Here is a 13385-nt window from a genome sequence, read left to right as displayed (position 1 = left end):
CTATGGCGTCCGTCGAAACCGTCCCTCAGGAGACCCCGTCCATGGCCCTGCCGGGCTTGGGCCGCGCCTTGGTATCCGCAGGAAAGCTCGGCCAGAAGGCGGCTGAGGACCTTTACCGCAAAGCCCAGAGTGGGCGCACCAGTTTCATTGCCGAGCTGACCGGCTCGGGGGCCGTTTCCGCCTCGGATCTGGCGCACACCATGTCGGTGGCGTTCGCAGCACCCTTGCTCGACCTCGACGCGATCGACGTACAACGCCTTCCCGCCGGGCTGCTTGACGCCAAGATTTGCTCCGACTACCGCATCGTTGTCCTGAGCAAGCGCAACAACCGCCTGATGGTTGCAACCGCCGATCCTGCCGATCAACAGGCGGCGGAGAAGATCAAGTTCGCGACCCAGATGGGGGTGGACTGGGTCATCGCCGAGTACGACAAGCTCAGCAAACTGGTGGAAACGCAGACCACCAGTGTCAACGATACGATGGACAACATCATCGGTGGCGAATTCGAGTTCGACGAGGCTGCAACCGACGCCAATGTGGACGTCGCCGACAAGGCCTCGGAAGTCGACGATGCGCCGGTGGTGAAGTTCCTTCACAAGATGCTGATCGACGCGTTCAATATGCGGGCGTCGGACCTGCACTTCGAACCCTACGAGCACAACTACCGCGTCCGTTTTCGCGTGGACGGCGAATTGCGCGAGATTGCTTCGCCCCCGGTTGCCATCAAGGACAAACTGGCTTCCCGGATCAAGGTGATCTCCCGCATGGATATCTCCGAGAAGCGTGTGCCGCAGGATGGTCGCATGAAGCTCAAGATCGGTCCTGACCGCGTCATTGACTTCCGTGTCAGCACGCTGCCCACCCTGTTTGGCGAAAAGATCGTGATCCGTATTCTCGATCCGAGTAGCGCGAAGGTGGGTATTGATGCCCTGGGTTACGAACCGGAAGAGAAAGAGCGACTGCTCAATGCGATCAGTCGCCCCTACGGCATGGTGCTGGTCACCGGACCGACCGGCTCCGGCAAGACCGTGTCCCTGTATACCTGCCTGAACATCCTGAACAAGCCAGGCATCAACATTTCCACCGCGGAAGATCCGTCGGAAATCAACCTGCCGGGCGTCAATCAGGTCAACGTCAATGAAAAGGCCGGCCTCACTTTCGCCGCAGCCCTCAAGGCCTTCCTTCGTCAGGATCCTGACGTGATCATGGTGGGTGAAATCCGTGACCTGGAAACAGCCGATATCTCGATCAAGGCAGCCCAAACCGGCCACATGGTGCTGTCCACGCTGCACACCAACGATGCGCCAACCACGCTGACGCGGATGATGAACATGGGCATTCCCACGTTCAACATCGCCTCCAGCGTGATCCTGATCACCGCGCAGCGGCTGGCACGCCGCCTCTGCCCCATTTGCAAGGCACCCATGGATGCGCCTCGGAAGGCGCTGGTGGATGCAGGCTTCAAGCCCGAGGAGCTCGATGGCACATGGACACCCTACAAGCCCGTGGGCTGCTCGGCATGCAACAACGGATACAAGGGCCGCGTCGGCATCTACCAGGTGATGCCTATCTCGGAAGAGATCCAGCGCATCATCCTGCGTGGAGGCAGTGCGCTGGACATCGCGCAGCAGGCAAGCAAGGAGGGGGTTCGCACGTTGCGCGAATCCGGTCTGCTCAAGGTCAAGCTGGGGCTGACGTCACTGGAAGAAGTGCTCAGCGTGACCAACGAATGATGCAGCTATAGACACGAGGCTCAGAGGACACCATGGCAACCGCACTATCCAAAACCGTCAAGGACGCCGTCTTCGAGTGGGAGGGCAAGGACCGCAGCGGCAAGACCGTCCGTGGGGAAACACGCGCTGCGGGGGAGAACCAGGTATTGGCCGCACTGCGGCGGCAGGGCATCGTGCCAGGCAAGGTCAAGAAGCGCCGCATGAGTTCGGGCAAGCGCATCAAACCCAAGGACATTGCGATCTTCACCCGTCAGCTGGCCACCATGATGAAAGCTGGTGTGCCCTTGCTTCAGGCGTTCGACATCGTCGGCCGGGGCAATGCGAACCCGAGCGTGACCAAGCTGCTCAACGACATCCGGACCGATGTGGAAACCGGTACTTCGCTGAGTTCGGCGTTCCGCAAGCACCCGCTCTATTTCGACAGTCTGTACTGCAACCTCGTGGAGGCGGGTGAGGCCGCCGGTATCCTGGAAGAATTGCTGGACCGTCTGGCAACTTACATGGAAAAAACCGAGGCGCTGAAGTCCAAGATCAAGTCGGCGCTGATGTATCCCATTGCGGTGATCGTCGTGGCGTTCGTGGTGGTGACCATCATCATGATCTTCGTCATCCCCTCGTTCAAGCAGGTGTTCTCCTCCTTCGGTGCCGACCTTCCCGCCCCGACCCTGTTCGTCATCTCCATGAGCGAGTTTTTCACCGAGTATTGGTGGCTCATCTTCGGTGTCATTGGAGGTGGCTTCTACTTCTTCATGCAGGCCTGGCGGCGCAACGAGAAGGTACAACGCTTCATGGATCGCCTGTTGCTCAAGCTGCCGATCTTTGGACCCCTGATCGAAAAATCGGTGATCGCTCGCTGGACCCGGACGCTGTCCACCATGTTCGCCGCTGGTGTGCCTCTTGTGGAGGCGCTGGATTCGGTCGGCGGCGCCGCAGGCAATTCCGTGTACGCCATCGCAACCGAGAAGATCCAGCAGGAGGTTTCGACCGGCACCAGTCTGACGGCAGCCATGACCAATGCCAACATCTTCCCTTCGATGGTGCTCCAGATGTGCGCCATCGGTGAAGAGTCGGGTTCGATCGACCACATGCTGGGCAAGGCTGCTGACTTCTATGAAGCGGAAGTGGATGACATGGTGGCAGGCATCTCCAGCCTGATGGAGCCCATCATCATCGTCGTGCTGGGCACCGTGATCGGAGGCATCGTGGTATCGATGTATCTGCCCATCTTCAAGCTGGGCCAGGTGGTTTGATGCTCGAAACAGCAGGCACGCCAGCAGCGACGTTGCTGGGCGTGCTGGGTTTGCTGGTGGGCAGTTTTCTCAATGTGGTGATCCACCGCCTGCCCAGGATGATGGAACTGCGCTGGGCGGCAGAATGCGCGGAGCTTCAGTCGGAGGAAACCGCCTCAGCAACGGCAGCACCTGAGGCCGCTCCCTTCAATCTGATGGTGCCACGATCACGCTGCCCGCACTGTGGCCATCAGATTCGCTGGCACGAAAACATCCCTGTGCTCAGCTACCTGGCGCTGCGGGGCAAGTGCAGTCAATGCGCCACGCCGATCAGCGCGCGCTACCCTGCAGTGGAGTTCACGACAGCGGTCTTGTTCGCCTGGTGCGGGTGGCACTGGGGCCTGGGCGGGGAAGCGCTGGCATGGAGTGGTTTCTCGGCTGCATTGCTGGCGCTGGCCTGTATTGACTGGGACACCACCCTGCTGCCCGACGACATCACCCTCCCCTTGCTGTGGGCGGGTCTGTGCGCCGCGGGCCTGCGCCTGACGGGCACCGCACTGCCTGACGCTCTCTGGGGTGCTGTGGGCGGCTATCTGTCCTTGTGGTTGGTGTACTGGGCATTCAAGCTGATCACGGGCAAGGAAGGCATGGGCTATGGCGATTTCAAGCTCTTCGCCGCATTGGGAGCCTGGTTTGGCTGGCAGGCCTTGGTCCCCGTGATCCTGATGGCCTCGGTGATCGGTGCGGTCATCGGCATCGTGATCAAGCTCAAAGGCAATCTGCGTGAAGGAGGCTATGTGCCTTTCGGCCCATTCCTGGCGCTGGCGGGTTTGACCGCCATGGTGTTCGGACCTTCGGCCATCCTGGCCGCGATTGGCCTGTGAAGTCCCCTGCGCGCCTCGGGCTCACTGGCGGCATCGGCAGCGGCAAAAGCACGATGGCTCGGCTGCTGCAGGCCGAGGGAGCTGATGTGATAGATGCCGATGCCATCTCTCGTCGCACCACGGAGGCCGGCGGCAAGGCGATGCCGGCGATCGAGAAAACCTTCGGTCGGGCGTTTCTGGCGGCAGACGGTGCGCTTGACCGACAACGCATGCGGGACCACGTGTTCGCGAATCCAGATGCCCGTCACACGCTCGAACGCATCATTCACCCTCTTGTGGGTGATGAAATACGGCAGCAGACCGAGGCATCCATATCGCCATGCATCGTGTTCGACGTGCCTCTGCTGGTGGAATCGCCACACTGGAGGCCGCAGCTGGACCGCGTTCTGGTCATCGACTGTTCGCCCGCCACGCAGATCCGCCGGGTGAATGCGCGCAGCGGATGGGATGCCGCCACCACGGAAGCCGTGATGCGCAACCAGAGCCCACGTGCATGGCGTCTGGCTGCCGCTGACATCGTGGTGTTCAACGACACCGATGACATTGCCCTGCTGGAGCGAGCGGCGAAGGCACTGGCCATGCGGTTCGGGCTATGATGAACCCCCACCCGCCGCCCCGCCCTGCGACCGCCCGCCGCCGTGATCCTGTACGACTACCCCTTCAACGAACGCATTCGCACCTACCTGCGGCTTGAACAACTGTTCCGTCGAATGGTCGAACTGGTGCCCCGTAGCCATCCCCTGGATCACCACTACGCGATCCAGACGATCTTCGAGATCATGGACGTCGCTGCGCGCGCCGACATGAAGTCGGACGTGCTCAAGGATCTCGACCGACACAAGCAGCAACTGATCGGCTTCCGCGGCAACCCCATGATTGCCGAACAGGCGCTCGAAGAGGTGATCCAGAAGCTGGATGACTGTTTCACTCAGCTCAACGAGATGACTGGCAAGACCGGCCAGGCGTTGACCGAGAACGACTGGCTCATGAGCATTCGCAGCCGCATTGGCATCCCGGGTGGCACTTGCGAATTTGACCTTCCTGCTTACTACCACTGGCAACACCGCACGCCAGAGGAGCGCAGGGCCGATCTCCACCATTGGTCGGTGCCACTCGCCCCGTTGGCCGAGTCCATCGTGCAGTTGCTCAAGATGCTGCGCGAGTCAGGGTCGGCCCAGAAAGTGGTGGCGCCAGGCGGCCAGTTCCAGCTGAATCTGCCACAAGGTCGCACTTTCCAGCTTCTGCGCCTGCGCATCGATCCCTCGACCGGGCTCATCCCGGAAATCAGTGGAAACCGCCTGATGCTGTCGGTTCGACTGATGCGCCATGGCGAAGACGACCGCCTGCATCCTGCCCAGGAAGATGCGGCCTTCGAATTGACGTTGTGCGCCTGAGATCTGACGTGGGCGACACTGCCGGCGGCACCCCCATCCGCACCGTCCGCTGCCCCAACTGCAGCGGGCCCAGTATTTACGCACCCAGCAACGCCTATCGGCCGTTCTGCAGCGAGCGCTGCAAGCACATGGATCTGGGCGCCTGGGCCAATGAAGAATTCAGCCTTCCCGAGAAGGAAGGCCACAACGACCCCGGCTTCGAGCAGAGCTGAGGCGTCCGCCCTCGGGCCAGCATGCGGGCGCCAGAAAGCCGTTCAATTCGCCTGTTCAGCCGCCAGCCACTCCAACACGGGAATCGTACCCGCGAGTACGGGGGTGCACGACACCGGCAAATGCTGCCAGCCGAACTGTTGCCCTTCGTGCATCTGCAGATCGCCCGTCCAGTCACGCACCTTGCAGAAGTGGAGACGCACGAGCCCATGTGGATAGTCCACCAAGGACACTTTCCAGATGTGCACCGCGCCGATCGTCAGCCCGATCTCTTCCTGCAACTCCCGCCGCAACGCCTGTTCGACGGTTTCCCCTGCTTCGAGTTTGCCGCCCGGAAATTCCCAGTAGCCCGCGTACACCTTGCCCGGCGGACGCGTCGTCAAGAGAAAAGCACCGTCCGGGGCGATGAGTACGCCGACCGCCACATCCACGATGGGTCGGTCAGCGGGTCGCGGGTCGCCTGGATCGGCGTCGACCACCAGCACCTGAGCGTTCATGCCTGAGACGCGTGCGTGCCAGCGTAGTCACGCGCGAACTGGTAAGCCACCCGGCCACTGCGGGAGCCGCGCTCCAGTGCCCAGACCAGGGCCTGAGGCCGTGCGGCCTCGATGTCCGACGCGGGCACACCCAGAGCGGATAGCCATTGCCCCACGATGGTGATGTATTCGTCCTGACTGAAGGGGTAGAAACTCACCCAGAGGCCGAAACGCTCGGAGAGCGAGATTTTCTCCTCCACCACCTCGCCCGGATGCACCTCTCCGTCAGCGGTGTGCGTATAGGTCAGGTTTTCCTTCATGTACTCCGGCAACAGGTGACGCCGGTTGCTGGTCGCGTAGATCAGCACATTCGGGCTGGCCGCAGAGACCGAACCATCCAGAATGGACTTGAGCGCCTTGTAACCGGGTTCTCCGTCTTCGAAGCTGAGGTCATCGCAGAACACGATGAAACGCTCGGGTCGATCGGCCACCACCTCGACGATGTCGGGCAGATCCACCAGGTCGGATTTATCCACCTCGATCAGGCGCAAACCCTGCGGCGCGTATTCGTTGAGGCAGGCCCGCACCAGCGAAGACTTGCCGGTGCCACGTGCGCCAGTCAACAACACGTTATTGGCAGGCAAGCCTTGTACGAACTGGAAGGTGTTGCGCTGAATCTTCTGCTTCTGACCATCGATCTCCTGCAGATCATTCAGACGCATGGCACCAACCTGCCGCACGGGTTCCAGAACACCGTGCCCACTGCTGCGCTTGCGATAGCGCCACGCCACAGCCAGAGTCCAATCTGGCGCCGACAGTGGCTGCGGCAGCACGGCCTCGATGCGGTCGATGAGTTGTTCCGCGCGTTGCAACAGGCGTTCGAAGTGCTCGTTCATGAGCGGTAATCTGCGTTGATGGTCACGTACTCGTGGCTGAAATCACAGGTCCACACGGTCTCTGTCGCAGTGCCCCTGCCCAATCCAATGCGCACCAGAATCTCGGTCTGCTTCATCACACGCTGGCCATCCTCTTCCTTGTAGTCAGGATGGCGTCCACCGGCTTTGACCACATGCACATCGCCAAGATGAAGGTCGATGCCACCCACATCCAGATCGTGAATGCCTGCGTAACCCACGGCCGCCAGGATGCGGCCGAGATTGGGGTCGCTTGCAAAGAAAGCCGTTTTCACCAGCGGCGAATGGGCCACGGCATAAGCCGCCAGCAAGCACTCGGAGGCACTGCGCCCTCCTTCCACCTGCACGGTGATGAACTTGGTCGCACCTTCGCCATCGCGCACGATGGCATGGGCCAGTTGCCGGGCAACCGGCGTGAGCGCCGCCACCAGGGCGCGCCCCGCCGCACTATCGAGATCGGTGACGGTGGCATTGCCCGCCCGACCGGTGGCGATCACCACGAAAGAGTCATTGGTGCTGGTATCGCCATCCACCGTGACACGATTGAACGAGGCATCGGCCAGGCGGCGGGCAAGATCGTTCATGAGAGCGGGCGCCACACTGGCGTCGGTGGCCAGGAACCCCAACATGGTGGCCATGTTGGGCCGGATCATCCCGGCACCCTTGGCAATGCCCGTGGCGGTGACGGAGCGCCCATCGATCTCGAAACGCTGGCTGACCGCCTTGGGCAGGGTGTCCGTGGTCATGATGCCCTGTGCCGCTGACAGCCATTGGGCACCATCGTCCGCCTGCGGCTGTGCCGCGTCGGCGAGCGCCTGCGGCAAGCCTGCCAGCAGGCGGTCCAACGGTAGCGGTTCCATGATCACACCCGTGGAGAAAGGCAGCACCTGTTCATGGTGCAGGCCCAGCGACCGTGCAAGGGCCGTGCACGTCTGACGGGCATTCCCCAGCCCCGGGTCACCGGTGCCAGCGTTCGCATTGCCGGTGTTGATCACCAGCGCCCGGATGGCCTGCCCCGATGCCAGATGCTCGCGACACACCTGAACCGGTGCGGCGGCATAGCGGTTCTGCGTGAACACCGCGCCGACGACACAGCCTTCATCGAGCAGAAACACGGTCAGGTCCTTGCGGTTGGCCTTGCGGATACCCGCTTGCGCCACCCCGATGCGCACGCCCGCAACGGGCTGCAGATCAGCGACCAAGGGGGCATTGAGTTGAACAGGCATGTGCGCTCCGTGGATGTACGTGATGCGACAGTCACGCGAAGACGGGCATTCTGCGATGCCGGCCCCGACGCAACGGTCAGTCCAGCTTGCCGTGGCAATGCTTGTATTTCTTGCCGCTGCCACAAGGGCAAGCTTCGTTGCGACCCACGCGCGGCACCTCGCCCGCAGGTCGCGCCGCCGCCGCAATGGCGGCGTCTGCGATGGTCTCAGTCTCACCGGTTTCGGTGGGCGCGGTATAGGTGACGTTCGCAATCTGTTCGGCGCGCTCTTCGAGCTGCTCGGTTGCGGCGGCCACCTGCTCTGCAGACTGCACCCGAACATTCATGAGCACTCGCGTGACGTCGTTCTTGACACTGTCGAGCAACTGCCCGAACAGCATGAAGGCTTCACGCTTGTACTCCTGCTTGGGCTGTTTCTGCGCGTAACCCCGGAGGTGAATGCCCTGGCGCAGATAGTCCAGCGCGGCAAGGTGCTCACGCCATTGGCCATCGATGGTCTGTAGAAGCACCACACGTTCAAACTGGGTGAAGTTCTCCTCACCCACGAGAGCCACCTTGCCATCGAACACCGTCTTGGCCTGCGCCAGCACCCGCTCGACGATTTCTTCGACATCGATGGCCTCGGCGTCCGAAACCCATTGGTTCACGGGCACGTCCACAGCCCACTCTTCGCGCAACACGCGCTCGAGCTTCGGCAAGTCCCATTGCTCCTCCACGCTGCCTTCTGGCACGTATTGGTGCACGAGGTCGGTGAAGCAGCCCTCACGCAGCGCGTCAATCTGAGCACGCAGCGAACCCGCATCCAGAATGTCGTTGCGCTGCTGGTAGATCACCTTGCGCTGGTCGTTGGAGACGTCGTCATACTCCAGCAACTGCTTGCGGATATCGAAGTTCCGCGCTTCCACCTTCCGCTGGGCACTCTCGATGCTGCGCGTGACGATGCCGGCTTCGATGGCTTCGCCTTCCGGCATCTTCAGGCGATCCATGATCGCGCGCACGCGGTCTCCTGCGAAAATACGCATCAGCGAATCGTCCAGACTCAGGTAGAAACGCGAGGAGCCCGGATCACCCTGGCGACCAGAGCGGCCACGCAACTGGTTGTCGATGCGTCGCGACTCGTGGCGCTCGGTCGCGATGATGCGCAAGCCGCCCAGCGACTTCACCTTCTCATGGTCTTGTTGCCATTGCTGGCGGATCGTCTCGATGCGGGAAGCCTTGGTGATGGCGTCCAGCGTTTCATCGCCTTCCACAGCATCCACCATCTTCTCGAGGTTCCCCCCCAGCACGATGTCGGTACCGCGACCCGCCATGTTCGTGGCGATGGTGATGGCGCCAGGGCGTCCTGCCTGGATGATGATGTCGGCTTCGCGCGCATGCTGCTTGGCGTTAAGCACTTCGTGCGGCAAGTTCTCCGCCTGCAGCAGGCCTGCGATGATTTCCGAGTTCTCGATCGAGGACGTACCGACCAGCACCGGCTGGCCACGCTCATGGCATTCGCGGATGTCCTGGATCGCCGCGACGTATTTTTCCTTCGTCGTCTTGTAGACGCGGTCGAGCTGGTCGGTGCGCTTGCTGGGCCGGTTCGGAGGAATCACCACCGTCTCCAGGCCATAGATTTCCTGGAATTCGTACGCCTCCGTGTCCGCGGTACCCGTCATGCCCGAAAGCTTGCTGTACAGGCGGAAATAGTTCTGGAAAGTGATGGACGCCAGCGTCTGGTTTTCCGGTTGAATCGCCACACCCTCCTTGGCCTCCACGGCCTGATGCAGGCCATCGCTCCAGCGGCGGCCGGACATCAGGCGGCCGGTGAATTCGTCGACGATCACGATCTCACCGTTCTGGTTCACGTAGTGCTGGTCGCGGTGGTAAAGGTGGTGCGCCTTCAGCGAGGTCACCAGGTGGTGCAGCAGGGCGATATTGGCTGGGTCGTACAGAGACGCCCCTTCGGACAGCAAGCCAGCCTGGCTCAGTAGTCGCTCGGCGTTTTCATGGCCCTGTTCGGTCATGTGGATGGAGTGTGCTTTCTCATCCACCGTGAAATCGCCTGGCTTCGTGACGCCCTCGCCCGTCCGCGGATCCGCTTCGCCTTCCTGGCGCACCAGATGGGGCACCAACTGCTTGATCGCCATGTAGACCTGTGTCTGGTCTTCCGCCTGGCCACTGATGATCAGCGGCGTGCGGGCTTCGTCGATGAGGATCGAGTCCACCTCGTCGACGATGGCGTAGTTCAGACCGCGCTGGACGCGGTCACCAGCCTCGTAGACCATGTTGTCGCGGAGGTAGTCGAAGCCGTATTCGTTGTTGGTGCCATAGGTGATGTCGGCACGGTAGGCAGCCTGCTTCTCCTCTCGAGGCGCCATGGGCAGGTTGATGCCCACCGTCAGTCCCAGGAAGTTGTAGAGACGGCCCATCCACTGGGCATCGCGGCTTGCCAGATAGTCGTTCACTGTCACGACGTGAACGCCTTTGCCGCTCAGGGCGTTCAGGTACACGGGAAGCGTTGCGGTCAGCGTCTTGCCTTCACCGGTCCGCATTTCGGCGACCTTGCCATGGTGAAGCGCCAGACCGCCGACCAACTGCACATCAAAGTGGCGCATCTTCATGACGCGCTTGCTGGCTTCACGGACGACGGCAAAAGCCTCCGGCAGCACAGCCTCCAGGGTCTCACCTTGCGCAAGGCGTTGCTTGAATGCCTCGGTCTGCGCCTTCAGCTCGTCGTCACTCAGTTGCTCGAACTTCGACTCCAATCCATTGATGCGCTCCACCGTCTTGCGATAGGTCTTCAGAAGACGGTCGTTGCGGCTACCAAAGATTTTGGTGAGGAAGTTTGTGGCCATACGTGCAGGCCTGCGCCGGACATCCTGCGGATTCCGGACAGGCAATTGGAGAAAGGAGAACTCTCTCGAACCCGGGAGAGCAAACGACGGGAAACTACCCGTGATGTGCCGACGAACGTGGGGCTTTCAAGAGCAAAGCGCGCATTTTACCCGTCGCACCCAAGGCCTGTTCAATGCTTGCGGAGAGCTCCGCCCGGCGCCTTGGCAACGGCCATGCTTTCACCTGCCGCAAGAAAGCGCTGGGGATCCTGGGGCACACCCGACACCCAGACCTCAAAGTGGAGATGTGGCCCTGTGGAGCGGCCTGTCGTACCCACCTCGGCGATCTTCTGGCCCCTTTTCACGATGTCACCCTTCTTGACCAGCACCTTGGAGGCATGGGCGTACCGCGTGATGAGGTTATTGCCATGGTCCACCTCGACCATGTTGCCGTACGCGGCATGGTATTCCTGCACCACCACCACACCGCCGGCCGCCGAGAGAATTGGCGTGCCCGGATCGGCCGGAAAGTCCAAACCCGTGTGCAGAGCCGAGCGACCGGTGATCGGGTCGATTCGGAAGCCGAAGGGGGATCCCACCTGCACATCCCTGACCGGTTTTTCGGTTGGAACCATGGTGCTCTGGATTTTCTGGTCGAACAGACGCGACTCGACCACCGTCAGCCAGTCGACCCGCGATCCACTGTTCTGGTCAATCCTGTCCAGCGCACTCATCAGTTCATCCATGGTCAGGTCGCGCCCACCCACCAGCGCGCCACCGGCGCCAGGTGTTGTCTTGAACTCCGCTGGGCTCAATCCCGCCAGACCGGCCACCCGCTCGCCCAGCGAATCGATCTGCACCATGCGAGCCTGCATTTCGCCCAGCTTGCGAGCCATCGCATCCAGGTTGGCTCGCACATAGGCGTTCTGTGAATTGGCCTCGTCCTGATGCACCAGCCGGGCAACCGGCGCAAAACCAGGCCAGCCTTGTCTCACGCCTTCCAGAAACACCCAATGATAGGTCGTGATAGCGCCGAGCATCAACAGCACCGACGCGAGAACACCCACGCCGACCAGCGTGAGCCCGCTGAGATGCATGGCCCGGCTTCTTGCCAGCCATGCGTCCGTGATAATGATGTGCACTGCTCTACCTTTCCTGGCGCTCCGGGGTGACCCGAACGACCTTCATTCCATGTCTACCGCTCCCCGACCCCACCATTCCATGCTCAGTCTCGAGCAGGCCGTGGGGGCCGCGCCGACGCTCGCCGCGCTTCAGGAGCGCATCAAGGAATCCCGTTGGTGCCTGGACCAGGTACAACACCTCATACCGTCAAGCTTGCGCCTACAGGTGCAGCCAGGTCCCTTGCAGGACCAGGAATGGTGTCTGCTGGTGAAAAGCACGGCCGCCTCCACCAAGCTGCGCCAGTTGCTGCCAACCCTTCAGCAGACTTTGACCCAGAGGGGTGCGCAGGTTAACGCAATCCGCATCAAAGTTCAAACATCGGGACGATAGGCGCGGCTTGTGGGCATGTGGGCGGTTCGGGGACCACTTCGGCACAGACTTGTGCATCGCTGGCGCGCAAATTGCACACTTTGCGCCGCACCTGCTGGAACCAAGCAATTCTGACCATCTCCAAACAACTCGGACGCCGTCAGTCATGTGAGCGCTCTGGAGAGGTGCTCACTGTTGGACTACCTGCCGAAACACTTCCTTTCGTCAAGATTTGTCTGAAATTTGATAGCATCTTTTCTTCCACCTGCCAAAGTTGTGCCACGGCTCTTCCGAACCAGACCTTCTTTCTCCTCGACCCCAAATACTTGATGTTTGAGAATATTCGCGCTGACTTTGAAGCGCATGGCCGCAAGTGGGGGGCGCAGGGGTTTTGGGTGATGGTGGTCTACCGCTTCGGGCGCTGGCGCTACACAATCCGACCAGCCATCGTACGCAAGCCCTTTTCGCTCATGTACAAGGTGCTTTACAAGGCGGTGCAGATGGCCACCGGTGTCGAGCTTCCTTGTGAAGTCCCTGTAGGAAAGAACTTTGTCATCGAGCACTTTGGCGGTATCGTGATCAGCGGATTTTCGGCGTTTGGTGACAACTGCAGAATTCGCACGGGCGTGGTCGTTGGTTTGGCGCGCGTCGAGGATCCCTGCGCACCGGTCTTCGGCAACAACGTGGACATCGGAGCAGGAGCCAAGATCCTGGGCCGCATCCAGGTAGGAGACAACGTGCTGATCGGCGCGAACTCGGTGGTGGTCCGAGACGTGCCCTCAAACTCGATCGCGGTGGGCGTCCCGGCGCGCATCAAAAGCCGGCAACATCGGCACACGCCAACACCACCCGCCAAAAAATCAGTCGCTCAGGCTCAAGCCGACCGTTGATATCGGGGCAGACACCCCGTCTGACACCCATCGTTAGTGGTGCCGCTTGTCTGACTCGAACAGACGACCTATCGCTTACAAGGCGATTGCTCTACCAACTGAGCTAAAGCGGCAGTAAGGCAA

Annotated in this window: 13 protein-coding genes and 1 tRNA gene; 8 read left to right on the top strand and 6 right to left on the bottom strand. The window is 61.3% G+C overall.

Annotated features, from left to right (window positions below; translation table 11 throughout):
* The first annotated feature begins 2 nt into the window (after nucleotides 1-2).
* Genes pilB through J2X09_RS11075 form a run of 6 tightly spaced genes read left to right on the top strand, consistent with a single transcriptional unit; the run spans nucleotide 3 to nucleotide 5452 of the window.
* On the top strand, nucleotides 3-1733 hold the full coding sequence (gene pilB, locus J2X09_RS11100; RefSeq protein ID WP_204733485.1) for a type IV-A pilus assembly ATPase PilB: 1731 nt from the start codon (nucleotides 3-5) through the stop codon (nucleotides 1731-1733).
* Nucleotides 1734-1765: 32 nt separating this feature from the next.
* On the top strand, nucleotides 1766-2983 hold the full coding sequence (locus tag J2X09_RS11095; protein ID WP_204733484.1) for a type II secretion system F family protein: 1218 nt from the start codon (nucleotides 1766-1768) through the stop codon (nucleotides 2981-2983).
* The gene (locus J2X09_RS11090; protein WP_204733483.1) at nucleotides 2983-3846 is read left to right on the top strand and encodes a prepilin peptidase; all 864 of its coding nucleotides are present in this window, start codon (nucleotides 2983-2985) and stop codon (nucleotides 3844-3846) included. The genes J2X09_RS11095 and J2X09_RS11090 overlap by 1 nt, the downstream gene beginning before the upstream one ends.
* Entirely contained in the window at nucleotides 3843-4442 is a 600-nt protein-coding gene (gene coaE / locus J2X09_RS11085; RefSeq protein ID WP_204733482.1) for a dephospho-CoA kinase, read from the top strand. Before J2X09_RS11090 ends, coaE begins: the two co-directional genes overlap by 4 nt.
* Before the next feature lie 42 nt (nucleotides 4443-4484).
* A complete protein-coding gene (gene zapD / locus J2X09_RS11080; RefSeq protein ID WP_204733481.1) occupies nucleotides 4485-5240 on the top strand; it encodes a cell division protein ZapD in 756 nt (251 codons plus the stop codon).
* An 8-nt stretch (nucleotides 5241-5248) separates the two neighbouring features.
* The gene (locus J2X09_RS11075; protein ID WP_204733480.1) at nucleotides 5249-5452 is read left to right on the top strand and encodes a DNA gyrase inhibitor YacG; all 204 of its coding nucleotides are present in this window, start codon (nucleotides 5249-5251) and stop codon (nucleotides 5450-5452) included.
* Between the two features lie 42 nt (nucleotides 5453-5494).
* Here the strand turns inward: J2X09_RS11075 and J2X09_RS11070 are convergent, their stop codons facing one another.
* The 5 genes from J2X09_RS11070 to J2X09_RS11050 all read right to left on the bottom strand — a co-directional run bounded on the left by J2X09_RS11070 (nucleotide 5495) and on the right by J2X09_RS11050 (nucleotide 12023).
* The gene (locus J2X09_RS11070; RefSeq protein ID WP_204733479.1) at nucleotides 5495-5947 is read right to left on the bottom strand and encodes an NUDIX domain-containing protein; all 453 of its coding nucleotides are present in this window, start codon (nucleotides 5945-5947) and stop codon (nucleotides 5495-5497) included.
* A complete protein-coding gene (locus J2X09_RS11065) occupies nucleotides 5944-6822 on the bottom strand; it encodes an ATP-binding protein (RefSeq protein WP_204733478.1) in 879 nt (292 codons plus the stop codon). The genes J2X09_RS11070 and J2X09_RS11065 overlap by 4 nt, the downstream gene beginning before the upstream one ends.
* Nucleotides 6819-8066, bottom strand: coding sequence for a bifunctional glutamate N-acetyltransferase/amino-acid acetyltransferase ArgJ (gene argJ / locus J2X09_RS11060; RefSeq protein WP_204733477.1), 1248 nt, complete (start codon nucleotides 8064-8066; stop codon nucleotides 6819-6821). Before argJ ends, J2X09_RS11065 begins: the two co-directional genes overlap by 4 nt.
* Before the next feature lie 76 nt (nucleotides 8067-8142).
* Complete coding sequence (secA, locus tag J2X09_RS11055) at nucleotides 8143-10902, bottom strand: preprotein translocase subunit SecA (protein WP_204733476.1); 2760 nt, start codon at nucleotides 10900-10902, stop codon at nucleotides 8143-8145.
* Between the two features lie 170 nt (nucleotides 10903-11072).
* Complete coding sequence (locus J2X09_RS11050; protein WP_310308245.1) at nucleotides 11073-12023, bottom strand: M23 family metallopeptidase; 951 nt, start codon at nucleotides 12021-12023, stop codon at nucleotides 11073-11075.
* 79 nt (nucleotides 12024-12102) lie between these two features.
* Between J2X09_RS11050 and J2X09_RS11045 the strand changes: the two genes are divergently transcribed.
* Both J2X09_RS11045 and J2X09_RS11040 read left to right on the top strand, forming a co-directional pair.
* Nucleotides 12103-12393 (top strand): DciA family protein, encoded by a 291-nt coding sequence (locus J2X09_RS11045; RefSeq protein WP_310308243.1) that lies wholly within the window; start codon nucleotides 12103-12105, stop codon nucleotides 12391-12393.
* A gap of 71 nt (nucleotides 12394-12464) precedes the next feature.
* A complete protein-coding gene (locus J2X09_RS11040; protein ID WP_204733474.1) occupies nucleotides 12465-13262 on the top strand; it encodes a serine O-acetyltransferase in 798 nt (265 codons plus the stop codon).
* A gap of 37 nt (nucleotides 13263-13299) precedes the next feature.
* On the opposite strand, the gene J2X09_RS11035 is transcribed toward J2X09_RS11040, so the two are convergent.
* Nucleotides 13300-13375 (bottom strand) — tRNA-Thr (locus tag J2X09_RS11035).
* Nucleotides 13376-13385: the final 10 nt, after the last annotated feature.

The organism is Hydrogenophaga laconesensis (assembly GCF_031457235.1).
In the GTDB taxonomy this organism is placed as follows: domain Bacteria; phylum Pseudomonadota; class Gammaproteobacteria; order Burkholderiales; family Burkholderiaceae_C; genus Hydrogenophaga; species Hydrogenophaga laconesensis.
The sequence above is the reverse complement of the archived record's forward strand: the minus strand, read 5'-3'. Positions and strand labels throughout refer to the sequence as shown.

Coding starts and splice junctions, on each gene's coding strand:
- J2X09_RS11065 (WP_204733478.1), bottom strand. CDS start 6,822: ATGAACGAGCACTTCGAACGCCTGTTGCAACGCGCGGAACAACTCATC.
- secA (WP_204733476.1), bottom strand. CDS start 10,902: ATGGCCACAAACTTCCTCACCAAAATCTTTGGTAGCCGCAACGACCGT.
- J2X09_RS11070 (WP_204733479.1), bottom strand. CDS start 5,947: ATGAACGCTCAGGTGCTGGTGGTCGACGCCGATCCAGGCGACCCGCGA.
- J2X09_RS11090 (WP_204733483.1), top strand. CDS start 2,983: ATGCTCGAAACAGCAGGCACGCCAGCAGCGACGTTGCTGGGCGTGCTG.
- J2X09_RS11045 (WP_310308243.1), top strand. CDS start 12,103: ATGCTCAGTCTCGAGCAGGCCGTGGGGGCCGCGCCGACGCTCGCCGCG.
- argJ (WP_204733477.1), bottom strand. CDS start 8,066: ATGCCTGTTCAACTCAATGCCCCCTTGGTCGCTGATCTGCAGCCCGTT.
- pilB (WP_204733485.1), top strand. CDS start 3: ATGGCGTCCGTCGAAACCGTCCCTCAGGAGACCCCGTCCATGGCCCTG.
- J2X09_RS11095 (WP_204733484.1), top strand. CDS start 1,766: ATGGCAACCGCACTATCCAAAACCGTCAAGGACGCCGTCTTCGAGTGG.